This window comes from Alphaproteobacteria bacterium (genome assembly GCA_030740435.1).
Taxonomy (GTDB): Bacteria; Pseudomonadota; Alphaproteobacteria; order UBA2966; family UBA2966.
Genome location: JASLXG010000183.1, coordinates 1 through 17,114 on the forward strand (window position 1 = coordinate 1; position 17,114 = coordinate 17,114).

Annotated in this window: 18 protein-coding genes and 1 pseudogene; 6 read left to right on the forward strand and 13 right to left on the reverse strand. The window is 65.4% G+C overall.

Annotation, left to right across the window (positions count from 1 at the left end; genetic code table 11):
- Positions 1–120: 120 nt before the first annotated feature.
- The 4 genes from rpsI to QGG75_17710 all read right to left on the reverse strand — a co-directional run bounded on the left by rpsI (position 121) and on the right by QGG75_17710 (position 2,073).
- Complete coding sequence (rpsI, locus tag QGG75_17695) at positions 121–657, reverse strand: 30S ribosomal protein S9 (protein ID MDP6069063.1); 537 nt, start codon at positions 655–657, stop codon at positions 121–123.
- 2 nt (positions 658–659) lie between these two features.
- Entirely contained in the window at positions 660–1,124 is a 465-nt protein-coding gene (rplM, locus tag QGG75_17700; protein ID MDP6069064.1) for a 50S ribosomal protein L13, read from the reverse strand.
- A gap of 149 nt (positions 1,125–1,273) precedes the next feature.
- The gene (locus QGG75_17705) at positions 1,274–1,699 is read right to left on the reverse strand and encodes a PaaI family thioesterase (protein ID MDP6069065.1); all 426 of its coding nucleotides are present in this window, start codon (positions 1,697–1,699) and stop codon (positions 1,274–1,276) included.
- 101 nt (positions 1,700–1,800) lie between these two features.
- Entirely contained in the window at positions 1,801–2,073 is a 273-nt protein-coding gene (locus QGG75_17710; GenBank protein MDP6069066.1) for a hypothetical protein, read from the reverse strand.
- Between the two features lie 56 nt (positions 2,074–2,129).
- Between QGG75_17710 and QGG75_17715 the strand changes: the two genes are divergently transcribed.
- The 3 genes from QGG75_17715 to QGG75_17725 all read left to right on the forward strand — a co-directional run bounded on the left by QGG75_17715 (position 2,130) and on the right by QGG75_17725 (position 5,621).
- On the forward strand, positions 2,130–3,698 hold the full coding sequence (locus QGG75_17715; protein ID MDP6069067.1) for a methyl-accepting chemotaxis protein: 1,569 nt from the start codon (positions 2,130–2,132) through the stop codon (positions 3,696–3,698).
- Positions 3,699–3,807: 109 nt separating this feature from the next.
- Positions 3,808–4,302 (forward strand): CoA-binding protein, encoded by a 495-nt coding sequence (locus QGG75_17720; GenBank protein MDP6069068.1) that lies wholly within the window; start codon positions 3,808–3,810, stop codon positions 4,300–4,302.
- A gap of 23 nt (positions 4,303–4,325) precedes the next feature.
- Positions 4,326–5,621 carry an O-acetylhomoserine aminocarboxypropyltransferase gene (locus QGG75_17725; GenBank protein ID MDP6069069.1) on the forward strand — a complete coding sequence of 432 codons (1,296 nt, stop codon included), beginning with the start codon at positions 4,326–4,328 and terminating at the stop codon, positions 5,619–5,621.
- 26 nt (positions 5,622–5,647) lie between these two features.
- Here the strand turns inward: QGG75_17725 and QGG75_17730 are convergent, their stop codons facing one another.
- The 9 genes from QGG75_17730 to QGG75_17770 all read right to left on the reverse strand — a co-directional run bounded on the left by QGG75_17730 (position 5,648) and on the right by QGG75_17770 (position 12,709).
- The gene (locus tag QGG75_17730; protein ID MDP6069070.1) at positions 5,648–6,856 is read right to left on the reverse strand and encodes an MFS transporter; all 1,209 of its coding nucleotides are present in this window, start codon (positions 6,854–6,856) and stop codon (positions 5,648–5,650) included.
- Positions 6,857–6,868: 12 nt separating this feature from the next.
- Positions 6,869–7,207, reverse strand: a complete 339-nt coding sequence (gene cutA / locus QGG75_17735) for a divalent-cation tolerance protein CutA (GenBank protein ID MDP6069071.1) — start codon at positions 7,205–7,207, stop codon at positions 6,869–6,871.
- Positions 7,207–8,271 carry a COX15/CtaA family protein gene (locus QGG75_17740; protein ID MDP6069072.1) on the reverse strand — a complete coding sequence of 355 codons (1,065 nt, stop codon included), beginning with the start codon at positions 8,269–8,271 and terminating at the stop codon, positions 7,207–7,209. The genes cutA and QGG75_17740 overlap by 1 nt, the downstream gene beginning before the upstream one ends.
- A gap of 103 nt (positions 8,272–8,374) precedes the next feature.
- Complete coding sequence (locus QGG75_17745; protein MDP6069073.1) at positions 8,375–8,767, reverse strand: hypothetical protein; 393 nt, start codon at positions 8,765–8,767, stop codon at positions 8,375–8,377.
- Complete coding sequence (locus QGG75_17750) at positions 8,760–9,653, reverse strand: hypothetical protein (protein MDP6069074.1); 894 nt, start codon at positions 9,651–9,653, stop codon at positions 8,760–8,762. Before QGG75_17750 ends, QGG75_17745 begins: the two co-directional genes overlap by 8 nt.
- 7 nt (positions 9,654–9,660) lie before the next feature.
- Positions 9,661–10,839 (reverse strand): ABC transporter permease, encoded by a 1,179-nt coding sequence (locus QGG75_17755; GenBank protein ID MDP6069075.1) that lies wholly within the window; start codon positions 10,837–10,839, stop codon positions 9,661–9,663.
- The gene (locus QGG75_17760) at positions 10,829–11,569 is read right to left on the reverse strand and encodes an ATP-binding cassette domain-containing protein (protein ID MDP6069076.1); all 741 of its coding nucleotides are present in this window, start codon (positions 11,567–11,569) and stop codon (positions 10,829–10,831) included. Before QGG75_17760 ends, QGG75_17755 begins: the two co-directional genes overlap by 11 nt.
- 3 nt (positions 11,570–11,572) lie before the next feature.
- On the reverse strand, positions 11,573–12,178 hold the full coding sequence (locus QGG75_17765; protein MDP6069077.1) for a thiamine pyrophosphate-dependent enzyme: 606 nt from the start codon (positions 12,176–12,178) through the stop codon (positions 11,573–11,575).
- 3 nt (positions 12,179–12,181) lie between these two features.
- A complete protein-coding gene (locus tag QGG75_17770) occupies positions 12,182–12,709 on the reverse strand; it encodes a thiamine pyrophosphate-binding protein (GenBank protein MDP6069078.1) in 528 nt (175 codons plus the stop codon).
- A 180-nt stretch (positions 12,710–12,889) separates the two neighbouring features.
- Here QGG75_17770 and QGG75_17775 point away from each other — a divergent pair, with 180 nt between their 5' ends.
- The 3 genes and pseudogenes from QGG75_17775 to QGG75_17785 all read left to right on the forward strand — a co-directional run bounded on the left by QGG75_17775 (position 12,890) and on the right by QGG75_17785 (position 16,878).
- Positions 12,890–14,083: an amidase gene (locus tag QGG75_17775; protein ID MDP6069079.1), complete on the forward strand. Its 1,194-nt coding sequence runs from the start codon at positions 12,890–12,892 to the stop codon at positions 14,081–14,083.
- A 16-nt stretch (positions 14,084–14,099) separates the two neighbouring features.
- Positions 14,100–15,649, forward strand: a pseudogene (locus QGG75_17780) (carboxyl transferase domain-containing protein).
- A gap of 119 nt (positions 15,650–15,768) precedes the next feature.
- Positions 15,769–16,878 carry a Fic family protein gene (locus tag QGG75_17785; GenBank protein ID MDP6069080.1) on the forward strand — a complete coding sequence of 370 codons (1,110 nt, stop codon included), beginning with the start codon at positions 15,769–15,771 and terminating at the stop codon, positions 16,876–16,878.
- Positions 16,879–17,114: the final 236 nt, after the last annotated feature.

Genomic DNA, 17,114 nt, shown 5'->3' on the forward strand with positions numbered 1-17,114 from the left:
GGCGTTTGGCGGTGGACATGATCAACCTCACGGGTTGGGGTCGGGTAATGCGGGCTAGGCATAGAGTAAAAAAAAAGGGCCGCCGCGGCGACCCTTTTTGCTGGCTGTTTCCCGGTCCCCCTAACGTTTCGAGAACTGGAAGCTGCGGCGCGCCTTGGCACGGCCGTATTTCTTGCGCTCGACGACGCGGGAATCACGAGTGAGAAACCCGCCCTTCTTGAGCACCGGGCGAAGCGTGGGCTCGAATTCCACCAGCGCCCGGCTGACGCCGTGGCGCACCGCTCCGGCCTGGCCCGAGAGGCCGCCGCCCTTGACGGTGCACCAGATGTCGTACTGGGCATTGCGGTCGGCCGCCACCAGGGGCTGGTTGATGATCATGCGCAGCACCGGCCGGGCGAAATAGACCTCGCCCTCGCGGCCGTTGACGGTGACCCGGCCAAGTCCCGGCTTGATCCACACCCGGGCCACGGCGTTCTTGCGCTTGCCGGTGGAATAGGCCCGGCCCTGGGCGTCGATGTTGGGCTGGATCTCGTCGCTGGGCTCGGGCTCGGCCACCACCGGCGCCTCGGCCGGCGCCTCGCCCTCGGCCTCGGGCTCGCCGGGCTCGCGGCTGGTCAGATCCTTGAGGTCGGCCAGCGTGTGTTTTTCTTCCGCCATGCTCAGGCGCTCCTCTTGTTCTTCGGGTTCATGGCGGCCAGGTCGAGGGCCTCGGGCTGCTGCGCCTCGTGGGGGTGCTCGCTGCCTGCGTAGACCTTGAGGTTGCGCATCTGCTGGCGGCCCATGCGCGAGCGGGGGATCATGCGTTCGATAGCCTTGTAGACCACGCGCTCGGGGTGCTTGCCGCTGAGGATCTGATCGGCGGTGCGGCTTTTTATGCCGCCGGGGTAGCCGGTGTGGCGGTAGTAGGTGCGCTGGGCCCGCTTCTGGCCGGTCAGCCGCACCTTTTCGGCGTTGACCACGATGATGTGGTCACCGCAGTCGATGTGCGGCGTGTAGCCCGGCTTGTGCTTGCCCCGAAGCCGCGTCGCCACGGCAGCGGCCAGGCGGCCCAGCACGACGTCCTCGGCATCGACCAGCAGCCACTTCTTGTCGACCTCGGCGGTCTTCATGGAATAGGTTTTCATTACAGGTCTCGATTGCTGCGCTTGGTTCTGTGTTGGCTCTGTGGCGGCGGCGGAGTATGTCACAGCAAAAGCCAGAGTCAACCGGAAAAACGATTGTTTTTCAGTCTATTACCAGTGCGGTAATATAATACCACATCCGCGCCGGGGTGTCATTTCGAGGGAATCGCGTAGGTAGCGCTGGCCTGGGCCACGGGTTGGTCATCACCCTCGGAATAGATCGCCACGTCGCCCACGGCCAGACGCCGGCCGAGTTTGAGAATGCGAGCCTCGGCGACGGTGTCGACAGGCTCGGGCCGGCGCAGGAAATGGCAGTGGAAGTTAGTGGTAACGGTCTGCTCGCTGGGACCGATCATGCCCAAAACGACGGCCCACGCCGCGGCATCCGCGAGCGCCATCAGCGTCGGCCCGGCCAGCGTGCCGCCAGGCCGCAAGAGGTCGTTCTTGAAGGGCATGACCAGGCGGGCGTGGCCGTAGCCGATCTCAAGCACCTCGAAGCCCAAAATGGCGGTCAGCGGAATTTGTTCCCGGGCCAGAGCGATGAAATCCTCGGGGCTGATACGGGGGCTTTCGGACATCCCTGAGTACCTTGGGCGGAAATGTGGCTGGAGGGGCCGGGAGCAAACTGTGGCGCGAGCATTTTGCGGAAAACTGAGCCAATGTCGATTCGCTCCTTGGTTTATTGCGAACAGATCACATTCTTGCTTCCGTTATGCATTACCACGAGGCGCTTCATCGGCCGCATCAACGAGATCGCCAACTCGATCTCCTCGGCGGTCGAGGAGTTCATAGCAGCACTATAGTGATTGCTGCCGGCCAGCGGTAGCAGGCCCACAGTAACGATCGCGACGGTCTCGAAGCCTCGTTCGGAGCCCTGGTCGCCCTGCTCAAGGAAAACCGTATCGAATACGACGAATTCGTCTGGTCGCTGGCGGCCTAGGGCCGCCACCACGCCATGGGCCCCTGAGACGGGGTCCCCAGACCGAAGACACATTCAGGAAAAGCAAGATGATGGGATTCCTTAGTTTCAAAAAGCAGCGCCAGGAAGTGGAAGGCCAGGACACCGACCTGGTTCAAGAGAGCGCGGATCAAGCCGACACCAACCGGGCTGAGCTCGAGCTTTACCGCCGGGCCTTCGACAAGATCAAAACCACCTGCCAGCAGGCCGCCGGTGGCGATCTCGAGGCCCGCCTCACCGAGATCGAGGAGTTCGGCGATCTGGCCGAGACCATGAGTAGCATCAACCATGTGCTCGACATGGCCGACGCCTTCGTGCGCGAGGCCGGTGCCTCGCTGCAGGCCGCCAACGACGGCAAGTTCTTCCGCGAATTCATGGTCCGCGGCATCCTCGGCGACTTCCGCCGCGGCGCCCAGGTGATCAACGACGCCCGCCAGTCGATGGAGGCGGCAGCCGCCGAATCGGCCCGCCTCTTCCGCATGATCGAGGACATGCCCATCAACGTCATGATGGCCGACGCCGAGACCCTCAACATCACCTACCTCAACACCGAGGCCAAGAAGACACTGACCACGCTGCAGGAGCACCTGCCGGTCAAGGCCGACGACCTCATGGGTCAGTGCATCGACATCTTCCACAAGGAACCCGGTCATCAGCGCCGGATCCTGACCGATCCGGCCAACCTGCCGCACCGCGCCACCATCACGCTGGGCAACGAGAACCTCAAGCTCGAGGCCAGCGCCGTCATGGGCCACGACGGCAGCTACATCGGCCCCATGCTCTGCTGGAGCGTGGTCACCGACCAGATCAGGATCGCCACCGACGTCAAGGAGGTGGTCGAAGTGGTGGCCTCGGCCTCTACCGAGATGAAAGCGAGTTCGGAGTCCCTGGCCGCGGCGGCCGAAGAAACGGCGGCCCAAAGCACAACGGTTGCCGCCGCTTCCGAGGAGGTCACGGCCAATATCCAGACCGTCGCCTCGGCGGCCGAGCAACTGGCCGCTTCGGTGCATGAGGTGAGCTCGCAGGTCAGCGATTCGGCCCGCATTTCACAAGAAGCCGTAACCGAGACCGAACGCACCAACCAGACCGTCCAGGGCCTGGCTGAGGCGGCCCAGAAGATCGGCGACGTGGTCAGCCTGATCAGCGACATCGCCGGCCAGACCAACCTCTTGGCGCTGAACGCCACCATCGAGGCGGCCCGCGCCGGCGAAGCCGGCAAGGGCTTTGCCGTTGTCGCCTCCGAGGTCAAGAGCCTGGCGACGCAAACCGCCAAGGCCACCGAAGACATCGCCAGCCAGATCGGTGCCATCCAGGGCGCCACCAAGGATGCGGTGTCGGCCATCCAGGGCATCGGCCAGACCATCGGCCGTATCAGCGAGATCGCCACCTCGATCTCCTCGGCCGTCGAGCAGCAAAGCGCCGCCACCTCGGAGATCAGCCGCAACGTCCAGGAGGCCTCGAACGGCACCCAGGAAGTGAGCTCCAATATCACCGGCGTCAGCACCTCGGCCAGCGAAAGCGGCCAGAGCGCCGGCCAGGTGCTGTCGGCGGCCGAGAGCCTAGCCAATGAGGGCGAACAGATGCGCCAGAAGGTCGACGAGTTCCTGGCCTCGCTTTAACCGCCAAACAAATCCCTTCGGGGCGGCACCAGCTGGTGCCGCCCCTTTTCTTTGCGCCTGGCTGCAAATCGGCCTACCGTGCGGTGCCCCGGCCAACTAGCGAGACGCCATGCCCTCCGCCACCGCCGACGAATACTATTCCGACGCGCTGTTGCGCCGCGTCCTCGAACAAAGCCGCGTCATCGCCCTGGTCGGGGCCAGTGCCGATTGGAAACGGCCTTCTTCGTTTGCCATGAAGTACCTGCAAGGCAAGGGCTATCGCGTCATTCCGGTCAACCCGGGCCGGGCGGGATCGGAAATCCTGGGCGAAATGACCTACGCCCGGCTGGCCGACATCCCGGAAAAGATCGACATGGTCGATATCTTCCGCAAGCCCGAGGCGGTCAGCGAAATCGTCGATGAGGCTCTCGAATTGAACATCCCCATCGTCTGGATGCAACTGGGTATTCGCCACGCCGAAGCCGCGACCCGGGCCGAAACGGCCGGTGCCACGGTGATCATGAATCGTTGCGTCAAGATCGAATACGGCCGGCTTTATGGCGAGTTGGGCTGGGGCGGCATCAACACCGGCATCATCTCGAGCAAACGCCGCCGGGTTGGTTAGCGGCATCTAAGGAACCCCCTGCCATGAGCGACCAGGAAGCGCCGCCGCCCTACGGCTTCGAGACCAAATCGATCCACGCCGGGGCCAGCCCCGACCCCACTACCGGGGCCCGCTCGACGCCCATCTTCCAGACCACGGCCTACGTCTTCGACGACGCCGACCACGCGGCTTCGCTGTTTAACCTGCAGACCTTCGGCTACATCTATTCGCGCATTACCAACCCCACGGTGGCGGTGCTCGAGGAACGCCTGGCCACCCTGGAGGGCGGCCGTGCCGCCGTGGCTTGTGCCTCGGGCCATGCCGCCCAGGTGCTGGCCTTCTTCACGCTGCTCGAGCCGGGCGACGAGTTCGTGGCGTCGCGCAACCTCTATGGCGGCTCGATCACCCAGTTCACCCACACCTTCCGCAAACTGGGCTGGACCGCCCACATGGTCGACCCCACCGATCCGGAAAACTTCCGCCAGGCGCTGACGCCCGGGTGCAAGGCCATCTTCATCGAGAACCTGGCCAATCCCGGCGGCATCATCGTCGACATGGAAGCGGTGGCCGCCATCGCCCACGAGGCCGGCTTGCCGCTGATCGTCGACAACACCATGGCCACGCCCTATCTCAACCGGCCCTTCGAGTGGGGCGCCGATCTGGTGGTGCATTCGGCCACCAAGTTTCTCTCCGGCCACGGCCATGCGATGGCCGGCGCGGTGGTCGAATCGGGACGTTTCGACTGGGGCCAGAACGACAAGTTTCCTAGTTTGACGGAGCCGTCGGAATCCTATCATGGCCTCACCTTCTATGAGACCTTCGGCGATTTCGGCTTCACCATGAAGGCCCGCGCCGAGGGCCTTCGCGACCTGGGCCCGGCGCTCTCGCCCTTCAACGCCTTCCTCGTGCTGACCGGCATCGAGACCCTGGCCCTGCGCATGGAACGCCACGTCGCCAACGCCCAGGCGGTGGCCGAATTCCTCGAGGCCCACGCCCGTGTCGAATGGGTCTCCTATGCCGGCCTCAAATCCAGCCCCTACCACGAGCTGGCGCGGAAGTACCTGCCCAAGGGGCCGGGATCGGTCTTCACTTTCGGCGTCGTGGGTGGTTACGAATCCGGCCTGAAGGTCGTCGAGGGCGTCGAGATCTTTTCCCACCTGGCCAATATCGGCGACACCCGCAGCCTGATCATCCACCCCGCCTCGACGACGCATCGCCAGCTCAGCGAAGAACAACTGCGGGCGGCGGGATCGGGCCCCGAGGTCGTGCGGTTGTCGATCGGGCTGGAGAGCGTCGACGACCTCATACGCGATCTCGACCAGGCGCTGGCTGGGATTTGAGCGGGCTTGACGGTTGAGAGTTCGGCTTACTCGGCCGGTTTTTCCGCCGCCGCCTCCTTCGCCGCCTTGCCGCTGGGCGTCGGCGGCAGGCTGAGGGCGGCCAGCGAGCCCAAGCCGGCAAAACCGATGAGCACGAAGAACAGCGGATCCAGATTGCCGAAGAGGCCGTGCACGAACGGCACCAACGAGACGCCCAGCGCGCCGACGCCCAGCGCCAGCACGAATTTGACGCCGAAGGCGCGGCCCTGCCAGTCGCTGGGCACGTAGCGCGCCAGCAGCGAGTTTTCGGCCGGCTGGCCGAAGGTGTTGAGGCTGACCATCAGGATCAGCGCACCGACCAGGGCCGGGGAGCGCATCTGGTAGGCCAGATAGATGGCCGGGACCTGGGAAAGCTGGGAAAAGACGTAGATCGGCTTGAGAGGGAAGCGATCGGCCAACTCGCCGCCCACCACCTGGGTCACCGACGAGCCGATGTAGGCCAGCGTGACGATGCCGCCGACGGCAAAGACGCCGCCGATGACCTGGCCCAGACGCTCGTCGATGATCTTGGGCAGCGCCACCGCCGTCGACTGGTAGATCAGTCCGGTGCAGATCACCGTCGCCCCCAGCACCAGGAACACCCGCAAGCGCTGGGCCCCGGAATAAGTCGGCTGCGACCGGGCGGCACTGGCCGGTGCCTGGCGCAACAGCCCGCGCTTCAGGGCCCACAAATAGATCAGGCCCAGCGCCAGACACACCAGCCCCGGCGCAATGAAGGCCAGGCGCCAGCCGAAGTACTGCGCCAGGCCGCCCGCCACCACCGGCGCCAAGGCCGTGCCGGTGCTGCCGAAAACGCCGTTGATGCCCAGCGCCCGGCCCGGGTTGGCGGCGTTCCGCACCAGCCAGGGAATGCCCACGGGATGATAGATCGAGGCAAACAGGCCAAGCGCCGTCAAACCCAGCATCAGGCCGGTGGGCGAGGAAGCCACCCCAATCATCAGCAGCGACCCGCCGACGCCGAAATAGAAGATGGCGATCATGCCGGCCTGGCTCCAGCGGTCGGCGATCCAGCCGGCGGGCAAGGCGGCGACGCCAAAGAGCACGAATCCGAGCACCGAAAGCCATTGCAGATCGGCATAGCCAAGCCCCCACTCGCCCTCCAGCGCCAGCACCACGGTGGCAAACAGCAGGATCACGAAATGCGAATAGGCATGGGCGCAGCCGGCGAAGATCAGGGTCAGGTTTCTCGTCCGCATTTCTCACCCTGATCAGGTTTGGCCCCGATCTTCGCCCCCGGTCTCGCTGGCGATCCAGTCGAGAAAGGCGTCGTTGCCGGCAACGATGGGCAGCGCCACGACGCAGGGCACGTCGTAGGAATGCAAGGCCTTGACGCGTTGGCTGACCTTGGCCACCAGCGAGCTCCGGGTCTTGGCCAAAAACGCCACCTCGGCATCGTCTTGAACCTCGTCCTGCCAGCGAAAGATCGAACGCATCGGCCCCAGCACGTTGACGCATGCCACCAGCCTTTCCTCGACCAAGGCGCGGCCGATGCGGGCCGCTTCTTCGGCATCGCCGGCGGTCATGTAAAGCAGCACGGCGTCGCTCATCAGCCGGCCGCCTGTCGGGTCGCCCGGGCCGCGATCACGATCATCGAAAACAAGGCCAAGGCAGCAGCCTGGTGCAGCGCCGCCAAGCTTAGCGGCACCACCAGCACCAGCGTGGCGATGCCCAGGCCGACCTGGATCACGGCCAGAATCAGCACCAGGTGAAAAGCCGACCTGAGCGAGCCGGTTACGCCGCGCCTGAGCGCCTGCTGCCACAGCGCCACCACGGCCAACAGCGCGATCAGGGCCAGCCAGCGATGATCGAATTGCACGGTGATGAGGTTTTCCCCGAAGTTGCGGTACCAGGGCGTGAGATCAAACAGACCCTCGGGCATCAGACGGCCCTGCATCAGGGGAAAGGTGTTGTAGGCGAAGCCGGCGTCGAGCCCGGCCACCAGGCCACCGGACAGAATGACGACGAACACCAGCAGCGCCATGACCTGGGCGAAACGGCTGAGACCGATCAGACGATCGTCGGCGATCACCGCCCTCGGCAGCAACAGCCCCACGGCCAGCCACACCATATAGCCCATTATCAGCACCGCCAGGCCGAGGTGGGCGGTCAGCCGGTAGTGGCTGACGTCGGGCCGCTCGACCAGTCCGCTCTTCACCATCCACCAGCCCAGCACGCCCTGCAGGCCGCCCAGCACGAACAGAAAGAGCAGCCTGGGCAACAGCTGGCGGTCGATCCTGCGGCGCAGCAGGAAAAAAACGAAGGGCACGAAGTAGAGCACGCCGATGCCGCGCCCCAGCAGGCGGTGGGAGAACTCGAACCAGAAAATCGATTTGAATTCCGCCAGCGTCATGCCCTGGTTCAGCTTCTGGTATTCTGGGAAGCGTTGGTAGTTTTCGAATTCCAGCTGCCAGGCCTCGAGGCCCAACGGCGGCAGCCAGCCGGTGAGGGGCTTCCAGTCGACCATGGAAAGCCCCGAATGGGTCAGCCGGGTAAGCCCGCCCAGCGCCACCATGGCGAAGATCACGGCACTACAGGCCAGCAGCCAGAAGGCGATCTGGCGATTCCCGGCGCGCGGCGACGTGGTACCGATGATGATGAAATTCTCGACCAAAGATCTTCGTCTCCTCGTTCTGCTGCCGCCGGCCGATGATACCCAAGTCGCCGACCCCGAAAAAAGGTCTGTTTCAGATCATGGCTGGCCCGGCCACCTTTCTTCAAAGTACCCGCAACAGCGGGATGGCCTGGCGGCGGTCGCGCCACCAGTCGCGGATGATAACCCGGCGCAACCGGGCGTAGGCCACCAGCTTGGCCCCCGGACTGGGCAGCGGCTGCTCACCCGGTAGCCTGGTCCACAACCGCGCCTCCATGCGAAAAGGCAACAGCCAGAGCACGAAAGCCAGCAGCCTGAGCACCGGCCAGTGATAGCCGCCAGGCAATTGGTAACCCCAGGCGGCAAATTTATCGGCAAACAAAAAGCGCAGCCGGAAACGGTCGAAGGGAGCGATGATGGTGCTGTGGCGGTCGCTGATGGTGTGGCGCTGAAAGCCGCTGAGGGTGCGGCCGCCGGTCGTCCAGTGCCAGCTTCGGCCGGCGAAGGTGCTATGCATCAGCGCCTCGTGCCAAGGGATGTCGAGCCAACGGCTGAGCCGCTCGAGGGTGGCTCGCGGCGCCAGGTGCAGGTCCTCGAGGCGCACTGCGGCACTGTTCTCGGCATCCCAATCGACGATGTCGCTGTCGCCCTCGGCGGCCGCCCCATCCCCACGCTTCAGGCAAAGGTAATAGTTGGCTGAGAATGGGTTTGGCGTGATCGAGGCCGCGGCCCAGCGCGATCTCGACCAGTTCGAGAACGGCGCTGGCGGACTCGCCGAACATGTGCTGGTACCAAGAGGCCAGCGTCTGTATGGGCTCGCGCACGGTGTGCAAGAACCGATAGTGGGGGTAGAAGTCCTCGAACAAACGGTCGATCACCGTGACATCCAGGTTGTGGGCCTGAAAAACGATGATCGGATCCGGGCTTTGAAAATCACGGCCCAGCGCCTCGGCATAGGCCACGTGCAGCGCCTGGAAGAAGAACTTGCGCGAGACCTGCTGACTGGAGAGTTCGTCGACCTCGAAAGAGAGGGCCCGGATCAGGGCCACGGTGAAGTCCTGGCGGTCGACCTCGAGGCGCTCGTCACGGCCCGGCCCCATGGCCGCGAAATCGTAGTCTTGGCCGAGAAACTGGCCCACGCCGATGACCTTGTCGGTGCTGTCGACATCGAACAGGATCTCGTAATTGCCCAGGAAGGCAGCCATCAGGTCGCTAGCCGCCAAATCGCCGAACTGGTCCCAGAAAATGCGGAAGCCAGCCAGATAGTCGGCCGGAAACATCAGTATGTCGGGGTGGCCGTCCAAGAGGCTCTGGAGAAACAACGAACCCGAGCGGCCGTAGTAGTGCACCGACACCAGGCGGCGGATGGTGCGGGGGTCGAAGCCCGAAGATTGATCGGTCACGGCCCCCTCAACGCCGGCCGAAGACCAGTTCCTCGCGCTCGTAGAGCCGCGCGGCAACATAAAGCAGCCCCAGCGCCAAGGCCCCGGTGACACCGGCTGAAGTGGCGGCGCCGGCCCAGCTCACGGCCTCGTCACGCAAGGCCTGGCCGAACAGCAGGGTCTGCGAGAAGGCCGGAATGGACATCATCCAAAGCTGCGATTTGACCGGCGCGAAGATCAGCACCATGCCGGGAATGGCGGGCACCAGCGGCAACAGCCCGAGGTAGGTCTGGGCCTCCTTGTAACTGCGGGTGATGGCGGCGATAACCACCTGCAGGCTGACCGCCAGCGCCATCAGCGGCAGTGCCAAGGTCAGGATCATGGCCATGGCCCCGAAATCCAAGGCCCGGAAAAAATTCGACTCCGCCCCCGCCACCCACAGGAAAGTCAGCTTGAAGGCCGCCAGCTGCACCACCACGGCGACGATGGTAAAGAGCAGCGCCGCCAGGAATTTGCCCAGCATCAAACCCCAGCGCGCCACCGGGTTGATCAGCAAAGGCTCCAGCGTGCCCCGTTCGCGCTCGCCCGAAGTGGTGTCGATGGCCAAATAGACGCCGCCCAGGAAAACGGCGAAGATGACGAAGGGCGGCACCATGAAGAGAAAAAAATCGGTCAGGTTGGCGCGGCTGGCAACGTTGACGCTCTTGATCGCCAGGGGTTGGGCGAGGCGGGCATCGATGCCTTTGCGCGCGAGACGCTGGCGTCCGACGTGGCGGTTGTAGTCGCCCAGGATCTTCAGCATACGGCTCACCGACAACAGCCCCGGCAGGCGCGATGAGTCGACGATCAGACGCACCCCGGCCGGTTTCTCGGCCTCGAATCGCTGGCGGTGGTTGGGCGCGATGACCAGCACGCTGTCGACGCTGCCCTCCTGCACCGCCGCCGTCACGTCGGCCGGCGCCGCGGCCACGCGGATGCCGCGCTGGTCGAGGTATTTCATCAGGTGCGGCGCCCCCTCGGCCCCGGCCACCGGGATGGTGACGATGCGTTCGGGATTGTCGGAGACCACGCCGCTGACGGCCGAGATCATGCCCCCCAGCAACAGCGGCCCGAGCAGCGGATAGACCAAGGCCGAAAGGAAGGAGCGGCGGTCGCGGATGTTGTCGACCGCCTCCTTGGCAAAGACGACGAAAATGCTACGCCACATGACCGCCCGGCTCGCGGGCCCCGGTGAGGGCCAGGAAAACGTCCTCCAGATCGTTCTCGCCGGTCTGGCGGCGCAGTGCGTCGGGCGCGCCCTGGGCCACCACGCGGCCGGCCGCCAACACCACAAGGTGGTCACACAAGAGCGCCACCTCCTGCATCAGGTGGCTGCAGATGAGGATGCAGCGGCCCTGCCTGCGGTGCTGCCGGATCAACTCGTGCACGACGCGGGCCGAGGTGACGTCGAGGCCGTTGGTGGGTTCGTCGAGCAGGATGTTCTGCGGCCGATGCACCAGGGCCCGGGCCAGGGCCACCTTGACCGACTGGCCCTTGGAAAAGCCCTTGGCGCGGCGCTCGGCGAAATCGGCCATGCCCAGGATCTCGACGAGTTGATCGATGCGCCCCTCGAGCTCGCCACCACCGAGGCCGTGCAGGCGGCCGAAATAGCGCACGTGCTGGCGTGCCGTCAGGCGCTGGTAGAGGCCGCGATTGTCGGGCAGTACGCCGATACGGGACTGCACCCGGCGGCGCTCGCTGACGGTGTCGAAGCCGTCGACGCGGGCGCTGCCGGTATCGGGCCGCATCAGGGTGTAAAGGATCCTGAGCGCCGTGGTCTTGCCGGCGCCGTTGGGGCCGATCAGGCCGGTGACCCGGCCGTCGTGGGCCGCGAAGTCGACGCCATCGAGCGCCGTCAACGGCGGAAAGACTTTTCGCAGCCCCCGAGCCTCGATCATGCTTCAGGCCAACGCCGGCGCACCCAGCAAGGCTCGGCGGAAGCGGTCCTTGAGGTAGGCACCATCCTTGGGCGGCAGCACCAGCGGCAGGTTCTCGGCGCGGATCTTGATGACGCTGAAGAGCGGCCCGGGCGCCGTGCGGATGGCCTCGAGCCCGGCCTCGAGCTCGGCCTGATCGCGGATCGTGCCGCACTGCCCCAGCCCCGCCCCCGCCGCCATGGCGGCCAGATCGGTGGTATAGGCGGTGTGGGTCTCCTGCATGCCGGTCTCGCCGTAGCGTTCGTTGTCGAGCACGACTATCGCCAGGTTGGCCGGCGCCTGCACGGCCACCGTGGCCAGGCTGCCCAGCCCCATCAGCATCTCGCCGTCGCCGGTGATCACCAGCACCCGGCGTTCCGGTTGGGCCAAGGCCAGCCCCAGCCCGATGCTGCAGGCCGCCCCCATGGCGCCCCACAAGGGAAAGCTGAGGTCGCTGTCGCCGGCCGCCGTGGCGTCCCAGACGCAGGCCCCGAGCCCCGCCACCAACAGCATGTCGCCGCGGTCTTCGAGCAGCTTGGCCACCACCTCTCGGCGGCGCAGCGGATAGCTTTCGGCCCGTCCCTCCGCCATCACCTAGTCCTTGTCGAAAGTCTTGGCGCCGACCACACGCTGGTTGATCAGCACCGCCGCCGAGGATGATCCCTCGAATACCATGCGCGCCGCCGCCGCCACCGTCTCGCCCGCCTGGGCCGCCTCTTCGACCACAAAGACCATCACGTCCGAGGCTTCCAGCACCGGCTGGGCGCCTTGCCCCATGGGCAATTGCCAGGGATTGAACTCGCCCCACTGGCCACGCATGGTGGCCAGCAGCAGCAGCGGCATACGGCAGGTGCGGGCAAAGCCGAACATGTTGACGCAGTTGCCGATGCCGCTCGACTGCATCAACAACACACCGCGCTGGCCGCCCAGCCAGGCCCCGGCCAGCACGCCGATGCCTTCTTCCTCGGTGGTCAGCGGCACCGCCGTCATGGCGTTGTCGCGCTGGCAGCGAATGATCAATTCGGCTTGCCCGGCATCGGGCACATAGGCCACCTGGCGCACGCCGGCGGCCGAAAGCTCCCGGTGGATGTCGCCGGGCCAGGATCGTTGGGGGCTGTTCATGGAAGACTGGTACCCGCTATCACAAAATGATGGCGTTGAAATGTCGGTCCTTGTAGCGGCCCCTGGCTTAGCACGAAATTCCCACCCAAGGCCATCCATGCGGCCGGCACGTTGCCAGGCCTGACGGCGCATGGCAGTCTGGCGCCCAACATTGCCCACAAAAGCGAGACTTGCCAGGCCATGAACGCCCCCGACGATACCTTCGGTGCCTACCTGCCCGGTAGCGACGTAAGGCTCTCCGGTGCCGCCGCCGGCCCGCTTCAGGGCCTCCGCTTCGCGGCCAAGGACGCCTTCGACGTGGCCGGCCACGTCACCGGCAACGGCAACGCCGACTGGGCCGCCAGCCACCCGCCGGCCGAGACCACGGCTGCCGCCGTGAGCGCTGTGCTCGAGGCCGGGGCCGAATTGGTGGGCAAGACCATTTGCGACGAGATGTGTTTCAGTATGGTGGGCTCGAACCCCTACTACGGCGACCCCGTCAATCCACGGGCGCCCGAGCGCGTCACCGGCGGCTCGTCCTGCGGCTCGGCGGCGGCGGCTGCCGGCGGCCTGGTCGATTTTGCCTTGGGCACCGACTGCGGCGGCTCGGTGCGCGTGCCGGCGGCATTTTGCGGCCTTTTGGGCATCCGCCCGACCCACGGCCGGATCTCGGCCGAGGGCGTGGTGGCGCTGGCCTCGTCGTTCGACGTGGTGGGCTGGTTCAGCCGCGACGGCGCCATTTTCGAAAAGCTGGGCCGGGTGCTGCTTTACGGCGAGGGCGCCGCCTTTCGGCCGGGCCGCCTGCTGCTGCCCGAGGACATGTTCGCCCGGGTCGAGCCCCGTGTGGCGGTGGCGCTGCATGAAAAAGTCGCCCTGATCGAGGCGGCGACGGGCCTCGAGGCCGAGCCCACGCTGCTCAGTGAGGACGGCACCGAGAGCTGGTACCAGGCCTTTCGCGTACTGCAGGCCGGCGAGATCTGGCAAAATCACCGCGGCTGGATCAAGCAGCAAAGCCCCAGCTTCGGTCCCGGCGTGGTCGATCGCATGCGCTTTGCCTCGGGCGTCACCGGCGGCGAGATGGCCAAGGCCCAGGCCAAGCGCGGCCAGGCCGTCAGGCGCATGATCGAGCTACTTGGCGAGGACGGCCTGATCTGCATGCCCACGGCGGGGCTGGCGCCCAGCCGCCAGGCCGGGGCCGAGGAATTGCAGCAGTTCCGCGATGCCACCATGGCGCTGACCTGCCCGGCCGGGCTGGCCGGCCTGCCCCAGGTCCACATCCCGCTGACCGAGGTCGAGGGTTGCCCGGTCGGGCTCTCGTTGATGGCACCCTGGGAAGCCGACGAGGTGCTGCTGTCGCTGGCAGCAGGGGTCGCCGAGCTCGCCCAAGCGGCATAAGAGGCGCTTCGCAACCGTGACCTGGAAACCGGAAATCGAAGAGCTGCGGCGGCGCTCCGCCATGATCGAGAAGATGGGCGGCCCCGACAAGATCAAGCGCCAACACGATGCCGGCCGCCTGACGGTGCGCGAACGCCTGAAACTGCTGCTCGACGAGGGCAGCTTCCACGAGATCGGCGCCCTGGCCGGGCGCGGCGAATACGACGAAAACGGCGAGCTCGTCGAATTACGCCCCTCCAACACGGTGTTTGGCCGCGGCAAGCTCGAGGGCCGCCCGGTGATCGTTTCGGGCGACGATTTCACGGTGCGCGGCGGCGCCGCCGATGCCTCGATCAAGGCCAAGCAGATCATGGCCGAACAGATGGCCAATGAACTCCGGCTGCCGCTGGTGCGCCTGATCGAGGGCACCGGCGGCGGCGGCTCGGTGAAAACGCTGGAAGTGGACGGCCGCACCTATTTGCCGGCCAACCCGGCCTGGGAATGGGTGGTCGACAACATGTCCCAGGTGCCGGTGGTGGCGCTGGCCCTGGGACCGGTGGCCGGCCTGGGCGCCGCCCGGGCCGTGGCCAGCCACTATTCGCTGATGATCAAGGACCAGTCCCAGCTTTTCGTGGCCGGGCCGCCGGTGGTGGCCCGCACCGGCGAGGCGGTGGACAAGGAGGGGCTCGGCGGCAGCGCCATCCACACCCGCAACGGCGCCATCGACGACGAGGTGGCAAGCGAGGAAGAGGCCTTCGAGCGCACCCGGCGGTTCCTCTCCTACCTGCCGCCTTCGGTTTTCGAATTGGCGGACCGGAGACCCTGCGACGACCCCGTCGAGCGCCGCGACGACTGGCTGATCGACGCCGTGCCGCGCGACAACCGCAAGGTCTACAAGATGCGCAAGATCATCGAAGCGGTGGTCGATGCCGGCAGCTTCATCGAGATGGGAAAATTCTATGGCCGCTCGGCCATCACCGGCCTGGCCCGCCTGGACGGCTGGCCGGTGGCGCTGCTGGCGGGTGACCCCTATTTCTTCGGGGCCGGCTGGACGGCCGATGCCTCGAACAAAGTGACGCGCTTCGTCGATCTCGCCGATACCTTTCACTTGCCGGTGGTGCATCTGGTCGACAACCCGGGCTTCGTCATCGGCACGGACGCCGAGAAGGCGGCAACAATCCGCCACGGCGCCCGCACGCTTTCCGCCATCTACCAGGCCAACGTGCCCTGGTGCTCGGTCATCATCCGCCGCGTCTTCGGCGTGGCGGGCGCCGGCCACACCAACGCCGCGCGCCTCAAGTACCGCTACGCCTGGCCCTCCAGCGACTGGGGGAGCTTGCCCATCGAGGGCGGCATCGAGAGGCGGCCTACAAGTCCGACCTGGAGGCTTCGGAGGACCCCGAGGCGCTGCACCAGGAAATCATCGAACGCCTCAACCACGTGCGCTCGCCCTTCCGCACGGCCGAGGCCTTTTTGGTCGAGGAGGTCATCGACCCCCGCGACACCCGGCCGCTGCTCTGCGAGTTCGCCAACCTGGCGGCGCCCTTGCGCCAGCCCGGGCGGCGCAGTTACGGGCTCAGGCCTTAGCGCCCACTTGCTCCGAGCCGAACAGGACGGTTATTCGGCTCAATTTTTGGCTTATTTTGCGCCAAATAGATGGTATGATCGGCTCACGAGGCTATCGGGCAAACTGCCGGGAACAGGAAGTGGCGTATATCTGGCAGCAGGCGGAATGGCCGCAATTCACCTGGGATGCGGATGCCGTCGACGGCAACGCCTATGCCTATGGGCTTGAGGCTAGCGGCCTTGTCGGCGAGGTAAGGCATCTTTCGCAGGCCGAAAAAACCGATGCTCTGATCGATCTCATGGTTTCGGAGGCCGTGAAAACTTCGCAGATCGAGGGCGAGAATTTTGATCGTGAAGATGTTCGCTCATCCATCCGCAACCAGCTTGGCTTGAACCCCACGCCAGAGACGGTTCGGGACCCGAAAGCCGAAGGTGTTGCTGCCCTGATGATCTCTGTGCGGGATCATTTTGCCGAACCGTTGAGCGCGGACCGTCTTTGCCAATGGCAGGACAGGATCATTGTTGGGCGCCTTGAACGCGAAAAATTCGACGTCGGCAAATGGCGAACGAATCCTGAGCCCATGCAGATCGTCTCCGGTGCCATGGGCAAGGAAAAGATCCATTTCGAGGCGCCGCCGTCATCGCAGGTGCCGGCGGAAATGTCTCGCTTTGTTGCCTGGTTCAATGGCAGCCAAAACATGAAGGGTGCGGTGCGGGCCGGTGTGGCGCATTTGTATTTTGAGTGCATTCACCCGTTCTCCGACGGCAATGGCCGCGTGGGTCGCGCCATATCGGAAATCGCCTTGTCTCAGGAACTGGGGCATCCGGTGCTCATGAGCCTCTCGACCACCATCCAGGCGCGGCAGCAGGAATACTATGATGCCCTCTCGCGGGCCAGTCTCGGCGGTTTGGATATCACCCAGTGGTTGGTGTGGTTCACGGGCCTGGTCCTTGACTCTCAGAGACAGGCCAAAGAGCAAATTTCATATGTGCTCTGCAAAGCGCGTTTTTGGGATGCTTTCGCGGCTACGCTCAACGCGCGTCAAACCAAAGTCCTGAGCCGGATGCTCCGGGCCGGGCCGGATGGCTTCAAAGGCGGAATGAGCGCGCAGAAATACACCAAAATTACGGATTGCTCAAAAGCAACCGCCACCCGTGATCTAGACCGCCTTTTGAAAATGGGCGCGATCAGGAAGCTGCGAGGCGGCGGGCGCAGCACCCGCTACGACATTCAGCTTGCAAAGGAATAAGCGGGCAATTTCGATCTATTTTGTTGTGGATTGCTAACCCGCATTTCTCCCCGGCGGAACCTTGCTCTAGATTGTCTTGTTGACAACGGGGCTGTTGGCGGCTTCCAGGATGTGGCGCTCGGCGGTGGCGACGAGGTCTGCGATCTCGTGTCTGGCGGCTTCGTCGAGGACGCCCTCGGGCGGGGCGGCGGCGATCAGGGCAAGCGCTCGCTCGCGGGCGACGTCCGTAGCGTTTC